Source organism: Vibrio chagasii (assembly GCF_024347355.1).
Taxonomy (GTDB): domain Bacteria; phylum Pseudomonadota; class Gammaproteobacteria; order Enterobacterales; family Vibrionaceae; genus Vibrio; species Vibrio chagasii.
This window is the reverse complement of the sequence record NZ_AP025465.1, coordinates 2,934,801-2,953,609: the sequence shown is the minus strand read 5'-3', so window position 1 is coordinate 2,953,609 and position 18,809 is coordinate 2,934,801. Positions and strand designations below refer to the sequence as shown.

At 44.5% G+C, this 18,809-nt stretch carries 19 protein-coding genes; 8 read left to right on the top strand and 11 right to left on the bottom strand.

Annotated elements, in window-relative coordinates; genetic code table 11:
• The first annotated feature begins 4 nt into the window (after positions 1-4).
• Together OCV52_RS13490 and OCV52_RS13485 are read left to right on the top strand one after the other, a co-directional pair.
• Complete coding sequence (locus OCV52_RS13490; RefSeq protein ID WP_137408533.1) at positions 5-1,042, top strand: type IV pilus twitching motility protein PilT; 1,038 nt, start codon at positions 5-7, stop codon at positions 1,040-1,042.
• 14 nt (positions 1,043-1,056) lie between these two features.
• On the top strand, positions 1,057-2,166 hold the full coding sequence (locus OCV52_RS13485) for a PilT/PilU family type 4a pilus ATPase (protein ID WP_137408534.1): 1,110 nt from the start codon (positions 1,057-1,059) through the stop codon (positions 2,164-2,166).
• Between the two features lie 59 nt (positions 2,167-2,225).
• On the opposite strand, the gene OCV52_RS13480 is transcribed toward OCV52_RS13485, so the two are convergent.
• From OCV52_RS13480 to metK, 9 genes are all read right to left on the bottom strand, one after another.
• The gene (locus OCV52_RS13480) at positions 2,226-2,396 is read right to left on the bottom strand and encodes a hypothetical protein (RefSeq protein WP_155647308.1); all 171 of its coding nucleotides are present in this window, start codon (positions 2,394-2,396) and stop codon (positions 2,226-2,228) included.
• A gap of 98 nt (positions 2,397-2,494) precedes the next feature.
• Positions 2,495-2,917 carry a Holliday junction resolvase RuvX gene (ruvX, locus tag OCV52_RS13475; RefSeq protein WP_004738973.1) on the bottom strand — a complete coding sequence of 141 codons (423 nt, stop codon included), beginning with the start codon at positions 2,915-2,917 and terminating at the stop codon, positions 2,495-2,497.
• 60 nt (positions 2,918-2,977) lie between these two features.
• Positions 2,978-3,541: a YqgE/AlgH family protein gene (locus tag OCV52_RS13470; RefSeq protein WP_102424749.1), complete on the bottom strand. Its 564-nt coding sequence runs from the start codon at positions 3,539-3,541 to the stop codon at positions 2,978-2,980.
• A gap of 108 nt (positions 3,542-3,649) precedes the next feature.
• A complete protein-coding gene (gshB, locus tag OCV52_RS13465) occupies positions 3,650-4,600 on the bottom strand; it encodes a glutathione synthase (protein WP_102424750.1) in 951 nt (316 codons plus the stop codon).
• 9 nt (positions 4,601-4,609) lie between these two features.
• Positions 4,610-5,341, bottom strand: a complete 732-nt coding sequence (rsmE, locus tag OCV52_RS13460; RefSeq protein ID WP_137408535.1) for a 16S rRNA (uracil(1498)-N(3))-methyltransferase — start codon at positions 5,339-5,341, stop codon at positions 4,610-4,612.
• A gap of 153 nt (positions 5,342-5,494) precedes the next feature.
• Positions 5,495-6,226, bottom strand: coding sequence for an endonuclease (locus OCV52_RS13455; protein ID WP_102424752.1), 732 nt, complete (start codon positions 6,224-6,226; stop codon positions 5,495-5,497).
• Between the two features lie 150 nt (positions 6,227-6,376).
• Entirely contained in the window at positions 6,377-6,877 is a 501-nt protein-coding gene (locus OCV52_RS13450) for a SprT family zinc-dependent metalloprotease (protein ID WP_102424753.1), read from the bottom strand.
• A gap of 79 nt (positions 6,878-6,956) precedes the next feature.
• Entirely contained in the window at positions 6,957-7,754 is a 798-nt protein-coding gene (locus tag OCV52_RS13445; protein ID WP_008223581.1) for a DUF2189 domain-containing protein, read from the bottom strand.
• A 368-nt stretch (positions 7,755-8,122) separates the two neighbouring features.
• Positions 8,123-9,277, bottom strand: a complete 1,155-nt coding sequence (gene metK / locus OCV52_RS13440) for a methionine adenosyltransferase (RefSeq protein WP_004738986.1) — start codon at positions 9,275-9,277, stop codon at positions 8,123-8,125.
• A gap of 356 nt (positions 9,278-9,633) precedes the next feature.
• Here metK and tkt point away from each other — a divergent pair, with 356 nt between their 5' ends.
• Complete coding sequence (gene tkt / locus OCV52_RS13435) at positions 9,634-11,628, top strand: transketolase (RefSeq protein WP_102424754.1); 1,995 nt, start codon at positions 9,634-9,636, stop codon at positions 11,626-11,628.
• 77 nt (positions 11,629-11,705) lie between these two features.
• Here the strand turns inward: tkt and OCV52_RS13430 are convergent, their stop codons facing one another.
• Positions 11,706-11,942 carry a hypothetical protein gene (locus OCV52_RS13430; protein ID WP_004738990.1) on the bottom strand — a complete coding sequence of 79 codons (237 nt, stop codon included), beginning with the start codon at positions 11,940-11,942 and terminating at the stop codon, positions 11,706-11,708.
• A gap of 203 nt (positions 11,943-12,145) precedes the next feature.
• On the opposite strand from OCV52_RS13430, the gene epd reads away from it, so the two are divergent.
• From epd to OCV52_RS13405, 5 genes are all read left to right on the top strand, one after another.
• Positions 12,146-13,195: an erythrose-4-phosphate dehydrogenase gene (epd, locus tag OCV52_RS13425; RefSeq protein ID WP_102424756.1), complete on the top strand. Its 1,050-nt coding sequence runs from the start codon at positions 12,146-12,148 to the stop codon at positions 13,193-13,195.
• A gap of 166 nt (positions 13,196-13,361) precedes the next feature.
• Complete coding sequence (locus OCV52_RS13420) at positions 13,362-14,525, top strand: phosphoglycerate kinase (RefSeq protein WP_137408536.1); 1,164 nt, start codon at positions 13,362-13,364, stop codon at positions 14,523-14,525.
• Between the two features lie 155 nt (positions 14,526-14,680).
• Positions 14,681-15,757 carry a class II fructose-bisphosphate aldolase gene (gene fbaA, locus OCV52_RS13415; RefSeq protein WP_032549831.1) on the top strand — a complete coding sequence of 359 codons (1,077 nt, stop codon included), beginning with the start codon at positions 14,681-14,683 and terminating at the stop codon, positions 15,755-15,757.
• A 377-nt stretch (positions 15,758-16,134) separates the two neighbouring features.
• Positions 16,135-17,001, top strand: coding sequence for a small-conductance mechanosensitive channel MscS (gene mscS / locus OCV52_RS13410; RefSeq protein ID WP_137408537.1), 867 nt, complete (start codon positions 16,135-16,137; stop codon positions 16,999-17,001).
• A 453-nt stretch (positions 17,002-17,454) separates the two neighbouring features.
• Positions 17,455-17,976 carry a TetR/AcrR family transcriptional regulator gene (locus OCV52_RS13405; protein WP_102431280.1) on the top strand — a complete coding sequence of 174 codons (522 nt, stop codon included), beginning with the start codon at positions 17,455-17,457 and terminating at the stop codon, positions 17,974-17,976.
• Between the two features lie 66 nt (positions 17,977-18,042).
• Here the strand turns inward: OCV52_RS13405 and OCV52_RS13400 are convergent, their stop codons facing one another.
• A complete protein-coding gene (locus OCV52_RS13400) occupies positions 18,043-18,672 on the bottom strand; it encodes a LysE/ArgO family amino acid transporter (protein ID WP_137408538.1) in 630 nt (209 codons plus the stop codon).
• Positions 18,673-18,809: the final 137 nt, after the last annotated feature.

Here is an 18,809-nt window from a genome sequence, read left to right as displayed (position 1 = left end):
ATAAATGGATATCACTGAGTTACTAGATTTTAGTGTAAAGCATAACGCGTCAGATCTACATCTTTCTGCGGGTGTATCTCCAATGGTACGTATAGATGGTGAAGTAAGGAAGCTTGGAATACCAGCTTTGAGTCATGCTGATGTGCACCGTTTGGTTTTTGAGATCATGAGCGACTCGCAGCGCGGTGAGTTCGAGGAAAAACTGGAAGTCGACTTCTCTTTTGAATTACCCAATGTCGGTCGTTTCCGTGTTAACGCTTTTAACCAAGCCCGTGGCTGCTCAGCTGTCTTTCGAACTATCCCTGTCGAGATACCAACGTTAGAGCAGTTAGGCGCTCCTGATATCTTTGAAAAGATTGCTAATTTCGAAAAGGGTCTAGTGTTAGTTACAGGCCCAACAGGTTCTGGTAAATCGACTACTCTTGCGGCGATGGTGGATTACGTTAACCGTAACCACAATAAGCATATTCTCACCATAGAAGACCCGATTGAATTTGTTCACACCAACAATAAGTGCCTAGTGAACCAGCGTGAGGTTCATAGTGATACTCATAGCTTTAAAGCGGCGCTGCGCAGTGCGTTACGTGAAGACCCTGACGTTATCCTTGTTGGTGAACTTCGTGACCAAGAAACCATTAGTTTAGCGCTCACGGCTGCAGAAACTGGTCACTTGGTTTTTGGTACCTTACATACCAGTTCTGCGGCAAAAACGATTGACCGTATTATCGATGTATTCCCGGGGAGCGACAAAGACATGGTGCGTTCAATGTTGTCTGAATCATTACGCTCGGTGATTGCCCAGAAACTATTAAAGCGTGTCGGTGGTGGTCGTGTGGCTTGTCATGAAATCATGATGGCGACACCGGCGATCAGAAACTTGATTCGTGAAGATAAAGTCGCTCAGATGTATTCAATCATTCAAACAGGCGCAGCACATGGCATGCAAACCATGGAGCAGAATGCGAAGCAGCTGATGGCCCAAGGTTTGGTTGACTCGGAAGAGGTCGAGAAAAAGATCGAAATTGAAACCTCAATGTTCTAATCAAGGTGTACATAATGGAATTGAATCAAATCCTTGAGGGAATGCTTTCTCAAAAAGCGTCCGATCTTTACATCACGGTTGATGCGCCAGTCTTGTTCCGTGTCGATGGTGAGCTGCGACCGCAAGGCGAGAAACTGAATTCGGCTCAGGTCGCTCAATTACTTGATGCGATGATGGATCAAGAACGACGTGATGAATATCAGCAAACGCGTGAGGCTAACTTTGCCATTGTACGTGATTTTGGTCGCTTTCGTGTTAGTGCGTTCTTTCAGCGAGAGCTACCTGGAGCAGTGATTCGACACATCGAGACGAACATCCCAACCTTTGAGCAATTAAAGCTTCCTGATGTATTACAAGACCTCTCAATTGCTAAGCGTGGGCTTGTGCTGGTGGTTGGGGCTACGGGTTCTGGTAAATCGACCTCGATGGCGGCGATGACAGGCTACCGCAATACCAATCGTTCTGGGCATATCTTGACGGTTGAAGACCCGATAGAATTCGTCCACGAACATAAGAAATGCATAGTTACTCAGCGTGAGGTAGGGCTCGACACCGAGAGCTATGAAGTCGCCCTTAAAAACTCGTTGCGCCAAGCGCCAGATATGATTTTGATTGGCGAAATCCGTAGCCGCGAAACCATGGAATATGCGATGACCTTTGCTGAGACGGGTCACTTGTGTATGGCAACTTTGCACGCGAATAATGCCAACCAAGCGTTAGAGCGTATTCTTCATTTGGTGCCTAAAGAACAGAAAGAACAGTTCCTGTTTGATCTGTCGATGAATCTGCGTGGTGTGATTGCTCAGCAGTTAATTCGAGATAAGAATGGCAGCGGGCGTCATGGTGTATTTGAAATTCTACTCAACAGCCCACGAGTGTCTGACTTGATTCGTCGCGGTGAATTGCACGAGCTAAAAGCAACAATGGCAAAATCAAAAGAAGTCGGCATGCAGACCTTTGACCAAGCTTTGTTTGATTTAGTTGTAGCGGGAAAGATTAGCGAAGAAGATGCGTTTCATAGTGCCGATTCGGCTAATGACTTACGTTTGATGCTAAAAACCAGACGAGGTGATGATGACTATGGAACTGGAGCATTATCTGGCGTGAAAATTGATATGGGTTAGATTAAAAAATAAAAAGCCAGAGCTCTTTTGACGGAGAGATCTGGCTTACCATTGTTGTTCTAGTTGCTGTTCAACGAGCCATGACTTCTTCGACTGTCGTCGTAGTACATATTGCCACTATTGAATCCTGAATTGGTTTTGCCATCATTCATGTAACTAGCGCTACTAGACCCTGTGGAGCTGCACGCAGAAATGGTTAGAGCGGCGAAGATTGCTAGAAAAATTTTCATGTGAACTCCCACTTACCTATTGATGAATTGCATCGTCTTTACGGCGAGAAATTCGTGGGGATCACAAATCGGGTTGCTTTTTGCTCACTTAATTTTCGTTAAGAATATTGTGCTTCAAACCAGCTTTCGAGAATGACAACTGCGGACTGGTTATCAACATTTCCTTTACTTAATGCTTTGTAGCCACCCATGTCAAAGAGGTCGGCTCTTGCTTCTGCGGTCGATAATCTTTCGTCATGCAACTCAACATCAACACCAAAACGACCTTTTAAGCGGTTAGCAAATTTCTTTGCTCTTGGTGTGATGGTCTCTAGATCACGACCGTGAAGATCCGTGGGTAGCCCGACGACGATAAGATTTGGTTGCCACTCTTTAATCTGTTTTTCGATATCGTCCCAGTTCGGGATACCGTCTTTAGCTTTAAACGCTTTTAAAGGGCTCGCTGTGCCAGTGATTTCTTGTCCAATCGCGCTGCCGATACTTTTTGTACCGTAATCAAATGCCATAATTGTTCGTGACATGGGGTTTCCAAATTTATCTGTGTTTGAGAGTGTCTGTTTATTTTATTTAGCTGATTTGAGCTAGGCGTGACCAGCGTCTGCTGAAAGCTGAGCGGCATTAATACCTAACATTTGTACCGCAACTTTCCAGCGATCTGAAATTGGCGTATCGAAGATGACTTTAGGGTCGGCCTCAACGGTTAACCATGAGTTCTCGGTCAGTTCGGTTTCCAGTTGTCCCGGTTCCCATCCTGCATACCCAAGTGCGACTAAATAATTCATCGGCTCATCTTCTGTGCCCAACACCATCAAGATATCTTTTGAGGTTGTTACTGAGATTTGGTCAGTCATATTGATGCTGGATTGATAGCTGCCTTTGGGCTTGTGCAAAATAAACCCACGGTCTTCAGCAACCGGTCCACCGTTTAATACCGGCTTATCAAGGCTGGCTTGATTCGGTTTTGGTTGTTCAGATTCAACCTCAACTTGTTTGAGCATACTACCGACAGTGACATCGATGGGAGCGTTAATCATTAACCCCATCGCACCTTCCTCGTTGTGTTCACAGAGGTAGATTACCGAGTTTTGAAAGTACGGATCTTTCATCCCGGGCATAGCGACCAAAAAGTGGTTCGTTAGGTTCATAGAGCCTCCTGCCAGTGTGTTCCCAATAAAGGAAAAGAGCGGCGTAAAGCCGCTCATTCTATCCCTAAGACGTATGTGTGAAGCGCTAGGGCTTTCTTTTAGCTTAGGTTATTTTGCATTAACGCGACGCTCAATTGCATCCATTAATTTGCCCGTTACCGAGATATCGAAAGCGGCTTCGATTTCGCGGATACATGTAGGGCTCGTTACGTTGATTTCAGTTAGCTTATCACCGATGACGTCTAGGCCAACGAAGATTAGACCTTTTTCTTTTAGTGCAGGAGCAACCGCTCTTGCGATCGCCCAATCTGTGTCACTTAGAGGACGTGCTTCACCAGTACCGCCAGCTGCAAGGTTACCTCGAGTTTCGCCTTTAGCAGGGATTCGAGCTAGGCAGTAAGGCATTGGCTCACCGTCAACTACAAGAATACGCTTATCACCGTTGCTGATGTCAGGAACGAAAGTCTGTGCCATCGCGTAGTTTTGACCGTGGTTAGTCAGTGTTTCTATGATCACTGATACGTTTGGATCGCCTTCTTTCACACGGAAGATAGATGCACCACCCATACCATCAAGTGGTTTAAGGATTACGTCGCCATGCTTCTCGCGGAATTCTTTAATTTTCTCCGCTTTGCGAGTCACGATGGTGGTTGGTGTTAGTTCAGGGAACCATGCTGTGAACAGCTTCTCGTTACAGTCACGTAGGCTTTGCGGTTTGTTTACGATCAGTGCGCCATTCTCTTCAGCACGCTCAAGAATGTAGGTTGCGTAGATGTACTCAGTATCAAACGGAGGATCTTTACGCATCAGTACAGCATCTAAATCAGATAGCGCGATAGTCTGTTCTGACTTGAATTCATACCAACCATTTGGATCTTCTTTGAGCTCAACGACCTTAGTGTCTGCAATCGCTACGCCTTGATCTAAGTGTAGATCATTCATTTCCATGTAATGGATTTCGTAACCACGACGCTGAGCTTCAAGCATCATGGCAAAGCTAGAGTCTTTTTTGATGTTAATGGATGAAATTGGATCCATTACGATGCCAAGTTTGATCATTTTTTTCTCCTAGCCTAGATCGCCAAAACGGACTTGTAAGGCAGTAATTGCGGTTAGAGCTGCTGTTTCGGTACGAAGTACACGTGGGCCGAGTAGCGTCTCTTCAAATTTGTATTGTTCTGTCATGCCGATTTCTTCAGCCGACAAGCCACCTTCAGGGCCGATCAATAGGCGTACCTTACTGATAGGTTCTGGAAGGGTATTAATTGAGTATTTTGCACGAGGATGTAAGTTCAGCTTTAATGCTTCACTCGGTTCACTACACCACTCTTCAAGTTGCATGATAGGGCGAATCACTGGAACTGTATTTCGACCGCACTGCTCACATGCTGCGATCGCAATTTTCTGCCACTGAGCGAGCTTTTTCTCGAAGCGTTTAGCATCTAGTTTAACGCCACAGCGTTCTGAAATCAGAGGAGTGATGGTGTTTACACCAAGCTCTACCGACTTTTGGATAGTAAACTCCATTTTGTCACCACGTGAGATCACTTGTCCTAAGTGTAAGTCTAATGGAGATTCACTGCTGCGCTCGATACGCTCAGTCACGTCAACAGTGACACTCTTCTTTGATACTTCAGTGATTGTCGCTGGAAATTCAGCGCCGCTGCCATCAAAAAGAAGAACTTCTTGACCTTCTTTCATACGAAGGACACGACCAACATGACCCGCGGCATCTTCGCCTAAAGCGAGTGAACCTAACTGGTGAATGAGTTCTGGGTGATGGATACGAGGGATTCTCATGCTGGTAAACCTATAAATAGTGTCATTAGGGTATTTTGTCTCTGCCTAACATGGATGCTTTCAGTTGAAAAAACAAGGGTAGAGCAAGAGTTTCAGGGGCAATTCTGAAACTCTTGTTTGAGACGGCTAGGAATGTGGGTTACGCGAGTGGTGCTATTTACAAGCTGGATAAACAAATGGGTTGTGATTCCCTTGGATGGCATAGATACGCTCATCACGAGTACATTCCCACTCATCGACAGGGAACTGCTTGTTCCACGCCATCATCAGATTGGTTTGCTGTTTAGATAGCTTGAAACCATATTCTTGGCTCATGTAAAGATAAGTTCGAGCGATAGAGCCTTTCGCTCTGTCTGGCGGCATCACCTTACGTTGCTTGAAGTTGACCTGCATTTCACACTGACCATAGCTTACTCCATCCATACCATTCCACTGACTGAAATTGTAGTTGGAGCGATCTCCGTTAACCTCACCAATCGCCGGCGTTAAGTTGTGAAGGTCGGCTTCCATGGATTTGAATATTTTGTCATTGCGGGTGCAGTTCTTGCGTCCACCGCCTTGCCAGCATTGTCGCTGGTGGCCAAATTGCCAAGCGGGAACCACGTGTTCCCACTCAATTCGACTGGCCCGTTTTTGTTGCTTTCGCACTTGATAACCACAGCCTGCAAGATCTGGAATGCCTTTCTTTTTGTCTTTCCAAGTAATGTCACAGCCACAATAGAATGAAGTCGGGTGATCAAGGTAAATCTTCACGGCTTCTTTTTTTGCTTTGGAGAATGAGCTTGGTGGAGCGGCGAAAACGCTTTGGGTTACCAGTAGGCCAAATACTATCGATAAGTAAAAAGACACCGATAGGCCAAATGCTTTTGGGGTGGTTTTATACATAGAAAAAGACTGATAAAAGTATGATAAACATCAGTCTAGCACTCAAAGGATGGATTTCTCCATTACATTTCTATCATGAATTCCATTGAGTGCAGTTTTCTAAATTGGCGAGGGGCGCGATAAAATAAAGCTGGCGCCGAGTCGGGGGAGTTAGCTGAGTTGCGTGCCTGTAAAGGCCAAGGTTTGATTACACTGCTGGCAGCGGTAGCTTGACTGGTTACGTAACACCTTGTTGTGACGTCTGATAGAAAGTGGATAAACCGTGCAGGCACAGCGATACTCAAAGGTTTTTCCTTGCACTGAGGATATCTCAAAGCTATGGGTCGTTTTGGCTGGCACGTTGAATACCTTTTCCATCACGTATTTCCATTCATTCCCGTGAGGTCTCACTCGTCCAAAGACCTGATGTGTGATCAGATGTGCCAGTTCATGAGGCACCACCTCGTTAATGAAGGCATCCTCATTCTCGGCGAAGAGTACATGGTTGAGCTTAATTTCATTGAGCTGAAGGTAGGCCTTTCCTGCCGCTTTACCTCTTAACTTGTAAGTAATGGTCGGGCATGGGAATTCACGAGAGAAATGTTGATTAGCGATAGCTAGGCACTCGGCCAATTTCTTATTTGCTCGATGTTGTTGCGGGGTGTAAGACAAACGTTGTTAACTCCAAAAAAAGGCCTCAGCGTTTAAGCTAAGGCCTCATCATAACATTGCTCGTTATTCTGGCGATAATTTATAGGTGGTGATTCTTCTTGATGATTTCGTGGTAGGCATGCCATGTACCATAACCAAGTAGCGGCATGGTGACGATCATACCAATGCCGTAGGTTGCAAAGCCCACCAGAATACCGGCACAAATAATACTTGCCCATACCACCATTGCTGGGATGTTGGATTTCACGGCATTGAAGCTGGTGAAGATTGCGCTCATCACATCCACGCGTCTCTCCATCATCAATGGAATAGAAAATGCCGAGATGCTGAAGATTAGGCTGGCGATTACAAATCCAATAACAGAACCCGTGATCAAGAAGGGCGCAAACTCTGCTAATGGCGCGCCTTGTACTGATGGATACAAAGCGTGCAATAGAGCGGCGATACGCATCCAGAATATCATCGCGACCATTAATACAATCGCAAAGGCCCACTGGTGAGTCGAGTTGCGAGTAATGGCTTTCATTGAATGGAATAGGCTGGCGTTGTGCCCTTTTTCTCTTTCCCAGGCTGCGTCATACAAGCCCAGAGCGAGAAAAGGTCCTATCAGCATGTACACAATCAAGCTTGGCATCACCACCAAGTGTGTTCCTTGCCATTGGACAAGTTGAACAATGGCAATTGCCGCTCCCATAAAGCATAAACCGTAAAATGCGCTGATTAATGGCATTCTTACTAAGTCATGCAGAGCAAGCGACAACCAATGAAAGGGTGCGGAAATACTGATTTGGTTGCAAGGAATGGTGCGAGCGTAATCCTTATCGCTGACCTTGTGTTTTTTATCGTTCAGTTCGGATGGGTGCGCGGTACGAGGCATAGATCCCCCTAGTTAAATAACGTCCTAGTTATAATTCCATAAGACTCATCGGTGTGGCTTGTATGAGAGTTATGGTGTTGAGCTAAATTGCTCTTTGTCATCCCAGTTTTTGTTCTAGCGTGCATTTAACGAGCGTTATCAGACTGAATTAATTTAAGTTAAATGTGAGCTTGATCGCCTAGGAGTTACCTTAACTATTGTCAGTAGTGTTAGAAAACACAAATTATCAGCGGCTTTTTATACTTAGTGGTTAACGGTAAAGAAGGGCGTTAGAGAAAGAAGTAGCTAGTGAAGGTTCGGTAAGTACATAAAAATAAAGCCCTTACTAAGCAGTAAGGGCTTTAAAGAAACAAATCGCAGTGGCTAAATTATTTTAGGCCAGCGAAGTCAGCAAGGATTGCTGCTTTGTCAGTCGCTTCCCAAGGGAACTCTTCACGACCGAAGTGACCGTATGCTGCAGTCTGCTTGTAGATAGGCTGAAGAAGGTTCAGCATCTCTTGAAGACCGTATGGACGTAGGTCGAAGTTTTGACGAACTGCTTCAATGATGATTTCGTGCGCTACTTTCTCAGTACCGAACGTTTCAACCATGATTGATGTTGGATCTGCAACACCGATAGCGTAAGACAGTTGAATCTCACAACGGTCAGCCATACCAGCTGCAACGATGTTTTTCGCAACGTAACGTGCTGCGTAAGCTGCAGAACGGTCAACCTTTGATGGATCTTTACCAGAGAATGCACCGCCACCGTGACGAGCTGCGCCGCCGTAGGTATCAACGATGATCTTACGGCCAGTTAGACCACAGTCACCCATTGGGCCACCGATTACGAAACGGCCTGTTGGGTTGATGAAGAAGTTAGTGTCTTTGTTGATCCACTCTGAAGGAAGTACTGGCTTGATGATCTCTTCCATTACCGCTTCACGTAGGTCAGGTGTTGTTACTGAATCACAGTGTTGAGTAGAAAGAACAACAGCATCGATACCAACGATCTTACCTTGGTCGTACTGGAAAGTAACCTGAGATTTCGCATCTGGGCGAAGGAAGTCTAGCTTGCCGCTCTTACGTACTTCAGCTTGTTTCTTAACAAGAAGGTGAGAGTAAGTGATTGGAGCTGGCATTAGGATTTCAGTTTCGTTAGTCGCGTAACCAAACATGATGCCTTGGTCGCCTGCGCCTTGCTCTTTCGGGTCTGCTTTATCAACACCTTGGTTGATGTCTGGAGACTGCTTACCAATTGTGTTTAGAACGGCACAAGAGTCAGCGTCAAAGCCCATATCAGAGTGAACGTAACCAATTTCACGAACTGTTTCACGAGTGATCTCTTCGATATCAACCCATGCAGAAGTTGTTACTTCACCGCCAACCATAACCATGCCGGTTTTTACGTAAGTCTCACAAGCAACACGTGCTTTTGGATCTTGTTCTAAGATGGCATCAAGAACAGCATCAGAGATTTGGTCTGCAATTTTATCTGGATGACCTTCTGAAACAGATTCAGAAGTGAATAGGTGCTTAGCCATGAGAGCTCCACTTTTAGTTTTTGGTGTAAATAGTTCATGGCGTCGCAAGCTAGGAAGCGCCGCCATTAAATACAGTATATTTTGTAGGTGTTTCTACATCTAGACGTCTATTCTAAATTCCAGCGGTCGAATTACAAGCTCTTTTTTATGATATGCCATAACTAAACGTTTGCGTGTTGGTTGAGATAAGCGGCTGACAAGTGATGTAAATGTTCGAAAATTGCGAAAAATGACCGTTAAAATGCCAGTAAAACGTTTGCAGTCGCAATAGTCGTTTGAGAGAATACCCGCGCTAATTAAAATGAAAACATTAGCACTATCTCTTTTTTAAATCGCTTATGTATCCAGGAGCAGACATGCCTTCTCGTAAAGATCTAGCCAATGCAATCCGCGCACTTAGCATGGACGGTGTTCAACAAGCAAATTCAGGCCACCCAGGCGCACCTATGGGTATGGCTGACATCGCTGAAGTTCTTTGGCGTGGCCACTTGAACCACAACCCAGCAAACCCAGAGTGGGCTGACCGCGACCGTTTTATCCTGTCTAACGGCCATGGTTCAATGTTGATTTACTCTCTGCTTCACCTTGCAGGCTACGAGCTTTCAATTGAAGATCTGAAAAACTTCCGTCAACTGCACTCTAAGACTCCTGGTCACCCAGAGTACGGTTACGCTCCTGGTATCGAGACAACGACGGGTCCTCTAGGTCAAGGCATCACTAACGCTGTTGGTATGGCAATGGCAGAGAAAGCACTGGCTGCACAGTTCAACAAAGAAGGTCACGACATCGTAGACCACTACACTTATGCATTCATGGGTGATGGCTGTCTGATGGAAGGTATCTCTCACGAAGCATGTTCACTAGCTGGTACGCTAGGTCTTGGTAAGCTGGTTGCTTTCTGGGATGACAACGGTATCTCTATCGATGGTGAAGTGGAAGGTTGGTTCTCTGACGATACTCCTAAGCGTTTTGAAGCATACGGCTGGCACGTAATTCCAGCAGTAGACGGTCACGATCCTGAAGCAATCAATGCAGCTATCGAAGCAGCTAAAGCAGACCCTCGTCCAACGCTTATCTGTACTAAAACTATCATCGGTTTTGGTTCTCCAAACAAAGCAGGTACGCACGACTGTCACGGTGCTCCACTAGGCGCTGATGAAATCACAGCAACTAAAGCAGCATTGGGTTGGGAACACGGTCCTTTCGAAATCCCAGCTGATATCGCAGCTGAGTGGAATGCGAAAGAAGCAGGCGCAGCGAAAGAAGCAGCGTGGAATGCTAAGTTTGACGCATACGCAGCGGCTTACCCAGAGCTAGCAGCAGAATTCAAACGTCGTACTAACGGTGAACTTCCAGCACAGTGGGAAGAGAAAGCAAACGCAATCATTGCTGATCTTCAAGCTAACCCTGCAAACATTGCTTCACGTAAAGCATCTCAAAATGCTCTAGAAGCGTTTGGTCAAATGCTTCCAGAATTCATGGGCGGCTCTGCTGACCTAGCGCCTTCGAACCTAACTATGTGGTCCGGCTCTAAGTCTCTAGAAGCAAATGACTTCTCTGGTAACTACATCCACTACGGTGTACGTGAATTCGGTATGACGGCGATCATGAACGGTATCGCTCTGCACGGTGGTTTCGTACCATACGGCGCGACATTCCTAATGTTCATGGAATACGCTCGTAACGCAATGCGTATGGCTGCTCTGATGAAAGTTCAGAACATCCAAGTTTACACGCATGACTCTATTGGTCTTGGCGAAGATGGCCCAACTCACCAACCAGTTGAGCAAATGGCTTCTCTACGTCTGACTCCAAACATGAGCACATGGCGTCCATGTGACCAAGTTGAGTCTGCAGTCGCTTGGAAACTGGCTATCGAACGTAAAGACGGTCCAACGTCTCTAATCTTCTCTCGTCAAAACCTTGCGCAGCAAGAGCGTAGCGAAGAGCAAGTAGCTAACATCGTGAAGGGTGGTTACATCCTGAAAGATTGTGAAGGTAAGCCAGAGCTGATCCTTATCGCTACAGGTTCTGAAGTTGAGCTAGCGGTTAACGCTGCAGCTGAACTAACAGCTGAAGGTAAGAAGGTACGTGTAGTATCTATGCCTGCAACTGACGCATTCGACAAGCAAGACGCTGAGTACCGTGAATCTGTACTTCCATCTGACGTAACAGCTCGTATTGCTGTAGAAGCTGGCATCGCTGACTTCTGGTACAAGTATGTTGGTTTTGGTGGCAAAATCATCGGTATGACAACGTTTGGCGAATCTGCACCTGCAGGTGAGCTATTCAAGATGTTCGGTTTCACTACTGAAAACGTAGTAAACACAGCAAAAGAGCTTCTTGCTTAATCATTACTTGTTAACAAGCAATGAAAGAAAAACCGAGCTATCAGGCTCGGTTTTTTTAGTAATATACAAATTTTAGGCTATTCGAATTCATTACCCCAATTGTCCAGCTCTTTAGTGCCACATACTTTACATGTCACGTACCTATCCATGTTGTAGTAGTGGCCGCCATTGATAATTGAGTTAGCAAAAAGCTTAATTCTACCGAGTAAACTTTTGTCGGTATCATAACTGCTTGTCTGGCGAACAAGAATTTCACTATGTGGTGTGTCTTTATTGCATGTCTTGCAAAAATGAGTCGCTGGGTATCCAGATATAACCTTTTCCTTTGGTTGAGAAAACTGGGTTAGAAACAGCCGTAGAACTAGGTAAGACTCATCACCTCAATAACTACATTAATCAAAAATGATAATCAATGCTAATAGATTGCTTTTGTCTAGTTAGACAACTCAACTAATGCCTTTTGGGTAGGATTCAGTTATTATCTGTTGCACGAAATTTTGGTTAGATGTACGGAACTATGCTAAAAGTCGCGATAAACGGATTTGGACGAATAGGGCGTAACGTATTACGCGCTGTTTACGAAAGTGGCAAAAGCCAACAAATCAAAGTAGTAGCTGTCAATGAGCTTGCTCAGCCTGACGCTATGGCTCACCTATTACAGTACGATACCAGCCACGGTCGCTTCGGTAAGAAGATCTCCAACGACCAAGAGCACATCTATGTCCATCATGGCATCGGTGTGGAAGATAAAGGTGAGTTCGATACGATTCGTATTTTACATCTTGCTGATATCGAGTTGCTGCCTTGGCGTGACCTCGAAGTGGACATCGTTCTTGATTGTACTGGTGTTTACGGCTGCCGTGCAGACGGCCTTGCACACATTGCGGCTGGCGCGAAAAAGGTACTGTTCTCACATCCGGGAGCTAATGACCTAGACAACACCATTATCTACGGCGTGAATCACGATACTATCGAAGCCGACCACAGAGTCGTTTCTAACGGTTCATGTACCACCAACTGTATCGTTCCTATCATTAAGGTTCTTGATGAAGCCTTTGGCATCGAATCAGGCACCATAACGACCATTCACTCTTCAATGAATGATCAGCAAGTTATTGATGCTTACCACAGCGACCTTCGCCGTACTCGTGCAGCAAGCCAATCCATTATTCCTGTCGATACCAAACTGCATAAAGGTATTGAAAGAATTTTCCCGAAATTTTCTAACAAGTTCGAAGCAATATCTGTGCGTGTACCGACGGTAAACGTAACAGCGATGGATTTAAGTGTCACAATTAATACGAATGTGAAAGTTAATGACGTAAATCAAACCATTGTTAACGCATCTCAGTGTACATTACACAACATCGTTGACTATACTGAAGCGCCGCTCGTATCCATTGACTTTAATCATGATCCCCATAGCGCGATTGTTGATGGTTCACAAACTCGAGTGAGCAATGGCCACTTAGTGAAAATGCTAGTGTGGTGTGATAATGAATGGGGCTTTGCGAACCGAATGCTGGATACGGTTCTTGCAATGCAAGCTTCAGAAGGCAAGAAGTAAGACCTAGAAGCAAATGTGCGGATTATTTATTTTTTAGCTTGAAATAAATGCGAAGTGTCCACATATTATGAGTAGCTAAAGTATTACCAGTTGAATAATTTATAGGCTTAGCAGGGTTGCTGAGTTTCCAAAACTTTATTTTTATTTAAATTTGAGAGGACAAATCATGTCTGTGATCAAGATGACTGACCTGGAACTTGCAGGTAAACGCGTATTTATCCGTGCTGACCTAAACGTACCAGTAAAAGACGGTAAAGTAACTTCAGATGCACGTATCCTAGCATCTCTACCAACTATCAAGCTTTGCCTAGAAGCTGGTGCAAAAGTAATGGTTACTTCTCACCTTGGTCGTCCTACTGAAGGCGAATACAACGAAGAGTTCTCTCTAGCTCCTGTAGTTAACTACCTAAACGACGCACTAGATTGCGAAGTTAAACTGGCTAAAGACTACCTAAACGGCCTAGAGCTAAACGCTGGTGAGCTTGTTGTTCTAGAAAACGTTCGCTTCAACAAAGGCGAGAAGAAGAACGAAGAAGAGCTATCTAAAGCATACGCATCTCTATGTGACATCTTCGTAATGGATGCATTCGGTACGGCTCACCGTGCACAAGCATCTACTCACGGTGTTGGTTCTCACGCTCCTGTAGCATGTGCTGGTCCTCTTCTTGCTGCTGAACTTGAAGCACTAGGTAAAGCAATGGACAACCCAGAGCGTCCACTAGTTGCTATCGTTGGTGGTTCTAAAGTTTCTACTAAACTGACTGTTCTTGAGTCTCTATCTAAAGTTGCAGACCAACTTGTTGTTGGTGGTGGTATCGCAAACACCTTCATCGCTGCTGAAGGCCACAACGTAGGTAAGTCTCTATACGAAGCAGACCTAGTTGACACTGCTAAGAAGCTGATGAAAGAGTGTGCTATCCCAGTAGCGACTGACGTTGCATGTGCTAAAGCATTCGACGAGAACGCAGAAGCTGAAATCAAACACGTATCTGAAGTTGCAGACGACGACATGATCTTCGACCTAGGTCCTGATTCAACTGCAGCTCTAGCTGAAATCATCGGCAACGCAAAAACTATCCTTTGGAACGGCCCTGTAGGCGTATTCGAATTCAAGAACTTCGAAGCGGGTACTGCTGGTATTTCTAAAGCAATCGCTGAGTCTGCAGGTTTCTCTGTAGCAGGTGGTGGTGACACGCTAGCAGCTATCGACAAGTTCGGTATCAAAGCTGACGTTTCTTACATCTCTACTGGCGGCGGCGCTTTCCTTGAGTTCGTTGAAGGTAAAGTACTTCCTGCAGTAGCAATGCTTGAAGAGCGTGCTAAAGCATAATTGATTTAGAAAGGCGAGATGCGAATCTCGCCTTTTAACGTTTGCTGCATATCACACTTTTTTGCTAGAATGGCATAAGTTGTGAGCAAACGATTGCAAGTTTTTAAACTTAAGTTTTTTAATCTTAAAACGATAGAATAAATAGGACTATTTCCATGTCTAAGATCTTCGATTTTGTAAAACCTGGTGTGATTTCTGGCGATGACGTACAGAAAGTATTTGAAGTAGCAAAAGAAAACAAATTTGCTCTTCCTGCTGTAAACGTTGTTGGTACTGACTCTGTAAACGCAGTACTAGAAGCGGCTGCTAAAGTTAAATCTCCAGTAGTTGTTCAGTTCTCTAACGGTGGCGCTGCATTCTTCGCAGGTAAAGGCGTTAAACTTGAAGGTCAAGGTGCACAAATCCTTGGTGCTGTAGCTGGTGCTAAATACGTACACGCTGTAGCTGAAGCTTACGGTGTTCCAGTTATTCTACACACTGACCACGCTGCTAAGAAACTACTTCCATGGATCGACGGTCTACTGGACGCTGGTGAAGAGTTCTTCGCTCAAACTGGTAAGCCTCTATTCTCTTCTCACATGCTAGACCTTTCTGAAGAGTCTCTAGAAGAGAACATCGAAACATGTGCTAAGTACCTAGAGCGCATGGCTAAAATGAACATGACAATCGAGATCGAACTTGGTTGTACTGGTGGTGAAGAAGACGGCGTTGATAACTCTGATATGGATGCATCTGAGCTTTACACTTCTCCAGAAGACGTTGCTTACGCATACGAGAAACTAAGCGCTGTTAGCCCACGTTTCACTATCGCAGCATCTTTCGGTAACGTACATGGTGTGTACAAGCCAGGTAACGTTGTTCTAACTCCAACTATTCTACGTGACTCTCAAGCATACTGTGCAGAGAAGTTTGGTATCGCACCTAACGCTCTAAACTTCGTATTCCACGGTGGTTCTGGTTCTACTGAAGCAGAAATCCAAGAGTCTATTGGCTACGGTGTTATCAAAATGAACATCGATACTGATACTCAGTGGGCGACATGGGATGGTATCCGTGCATACGAAGCGGAAAACCGTGACTACCTACAAGGTCAAATCGGCAACCCAACTGGTGAAGATGCACCAAACAAGAAGTACTACGATCCACGCGTATGGCTACGTGCTGGTCAAGCTTCTATGGTTACTCGTCTTGAGAAAGCATTTGCTGACCTTAACGCTGTAGACGTACTATAATTCTTTGAATTAAGTACTCTTTAGTTCCAAAACCCGCAGATTGAGCGGGTTTTTTTATATCTGATAAAAAGTTGTATTATTTATGTGAAAAACCTAGCGTGTGGTGAATAAGTTTCCTAGGATTGAGTTAACGGTATTTGTATTTATGCGTAAGTTTCCTTTATTCAAAGGCTTACATGAGTATGACTTTGCAATCTTTTAAAGACAGGATATCGTGCCGGAAAACGGAGTGTAGACACTCTGTTTCGTAAAACAGACTTAGCAAATTTTTCGTTAGCCTTCTGGTTTGGTCAAATAAAGTTAGCAAAGCCTATTCGACTGAAAAATTTGGTTTAAGGCAGTTTAGCTCATAGCGTATAACATAGAGGATGCACATTATGGCTGAGAGTTCTACAACGATTGAGACCCCGCTTGTAGATGGTCTTTCAAATGCAGAACAGTGGTTAACGGATAACTCAGATTTGTTTATTCAGTACGGGGTAAACATTATATCTGCATTGGTTATTCTGTTTATTGGTAACCTAATCGTAAAAGCTGTAGCAAACAGCGTGGCTAAGGTTCTTCAGAAGAAGAATATGGACCGAGCGGTTGTTGAGTTCATTCATGGCTTAGTCCGTTATTTGTTGTTTGTTATTGTTTTGATTGCAGCTCTTGGTCGCCTTGGCGTTCAGACTGCATCTGTGGTGGCGGTAATAGGTGCCGCTGGTTTAGCGGTTGGTCTTGCACTGCAAGGTGCACTATCGAACTTTGCAGCAGGTGTGCTTATCGTTGCATTCCGTCCATTCAAGTCTGGCGACTATGTGGAAATTGGCGGTGTGGCAGGCTCAGTTGATTCAATTCAGATCTTCCAAACGGTTTTAACAACACCTGATAATAAAATGGTTGTGGTACCGAATGGTAATGTTATCGGTGGCTCAATCACTAACTATTCTCGCCATGATACGCGTCGTATCGACCTAATGATTGGTGTCTCTTACGGCGCAGATCTACAAAAGACCAAAGAGCTTTTGACTAAGATCTGTGAAGCTGATGAGCGTATACTTAAAGAACCAGGTGTTTTAGTTGGTGTACACACGCTAGCAGACTCTTCAGTTAACTTCGTGGTTCGCCCATGGGTTAGCACTGCTGAGTACTGGAATGTTTACTTCGACTTAATGCAAGCAATCAAAGAAGGCTTGGATAAAGAAGGTATCGAAATCCCATTCCCACAAATGGATGTTCACATGAACAAAGTTGAGGGCTAATAAAGCTTCGACAAATTGAATAAAAGGCGGATAACTTAGGTTATCCGCCTTTTTTGTTGTCTTCAATATCATTCCTTTTACTCGTTAGTTGTTGTTACTGCTTAGCTTCTTTTCTTTGTATATCCCTATTTCGTGTTCTACTCGACGTCGGCCACAACGATGTTTTTAACATCGCATATAAGGGCTTTCTTACTTCTTGTCCTCCCAAAATAGCCAATAAACATAAACCGCCAGGAATCAGAATCATCATCAGTAGCGGTCGAAGTAGGTAAGAGAAGCAAAAGATCGTGGGCAGAAAAATCAGCACTTGTCCCAGTCGGTTTAATATATTCATCATGTCCGTATCTCCAAAGTTAAATTGAGCGCGCTCATTTTCATAATTGAGCGTGCTCAATTTGTCAAGTTAGAGCACTAAGAGTATGATCAAGCTTGATTAGAGAAGGATGTATTTTCGTGAGTAAGAGAGAGATAACGAAACAGAAGATCTTAGCGTCTGCTTGGGAGTTGTTTGGGGAAAATGGTTATGACAACACCACAACTCGACAGATCGCTCGCCACGCGGGTGTGGCAGATGGCACGGTGTTTAGTCATTTTGAAACCAAGCTGACTATTCTTCGAGAAGGAATGCTATCGCAGTTGGAAAAGATTGGTCAGGAGGTGTTAGCGGCTGAGCAAGATAAACGTGCTGTGGATATCGGTATCTCGCTAATTGGACACTACTACAGCTATTATTTTGATAATGTTGAGTTAAGTCGAGCGTTACTCAAAGAGGTCATTTGGGATCTAGACTATTACCGCACCTTTGATCAGGCACTCTTTCAGACTGTTAATGTCGATGCATCTATTTCTGAAAAAATGCCATTGATTATGGATAGCTATTTCATGACCTTGATAAATCACTTGAGCCAACCGGAACCAAGCCTTGAAGCTGCGCTGAGTGAACTTAACAGTAAAATTCGAGTCATTCTAGCGTAACTCATTATATTAATGAGTTACTGATGTCATCTTTGGCTTGGTCGGCAGTCTTTGTTCTTTAATTGCTTACCAGTATTGCTCAACCAGTCCATTGGTAAGCACAGCAGCAATTGCGAACATCATAGTTGCTACAGCGATATCAATGCCTTTCTTAACATTCGGTTTAGATAGCGTTGGGCCAAGCTTTGCGGCTCCCAGTGAGAGCGAGTAAAACCAAACGAACGAAGCCAATATGGTTCCCATAGCAAACGCGATTCTGTCGTTACCTTCAAACTGTCCGCCAATCGAACCAAGAATCACAACTGTATCCAAATAGAGGTGTGGGTTTAATACTGTAACTGCCAATGCTCCTAGGATGACAGTACGTTTACCACGAGCCAATATTTCACCTTTTGATTCCTTGTCTGATGGCGCTTTAAAAGCACTACGCAGCGACAACAAACCATAGACAGTCAGGAAAGCGATACCACCTAGTGTCACTGAAGTGAGCAGGACTTCATTTTGCGACAAGATAGCGCCACCACCAAAAATGCCTAGCGAGATAAATAGGGTGTCGAGCAAGCTACAAATCGTTGCTGTGGTTAAATGGTGATTGCGCTTTATCCCTTGATTTAGGACGTACGCATTTTGTGCGCCAATAGGGATAATCATGCTTGCCCCTAGACCAAAACCTTGTAATAAAACCCAAAAACTCATTTTAACCTCCCATTTAATTAACGACACATACTGGTTATAAGGGGAAGATACTCCGCTCCTTGTGATAAGTATAATTAATGATTTTAATCCATTATTAGAGTTGCTAATGTAGGGTGAGGCTTGATTAAAAAGGGAGC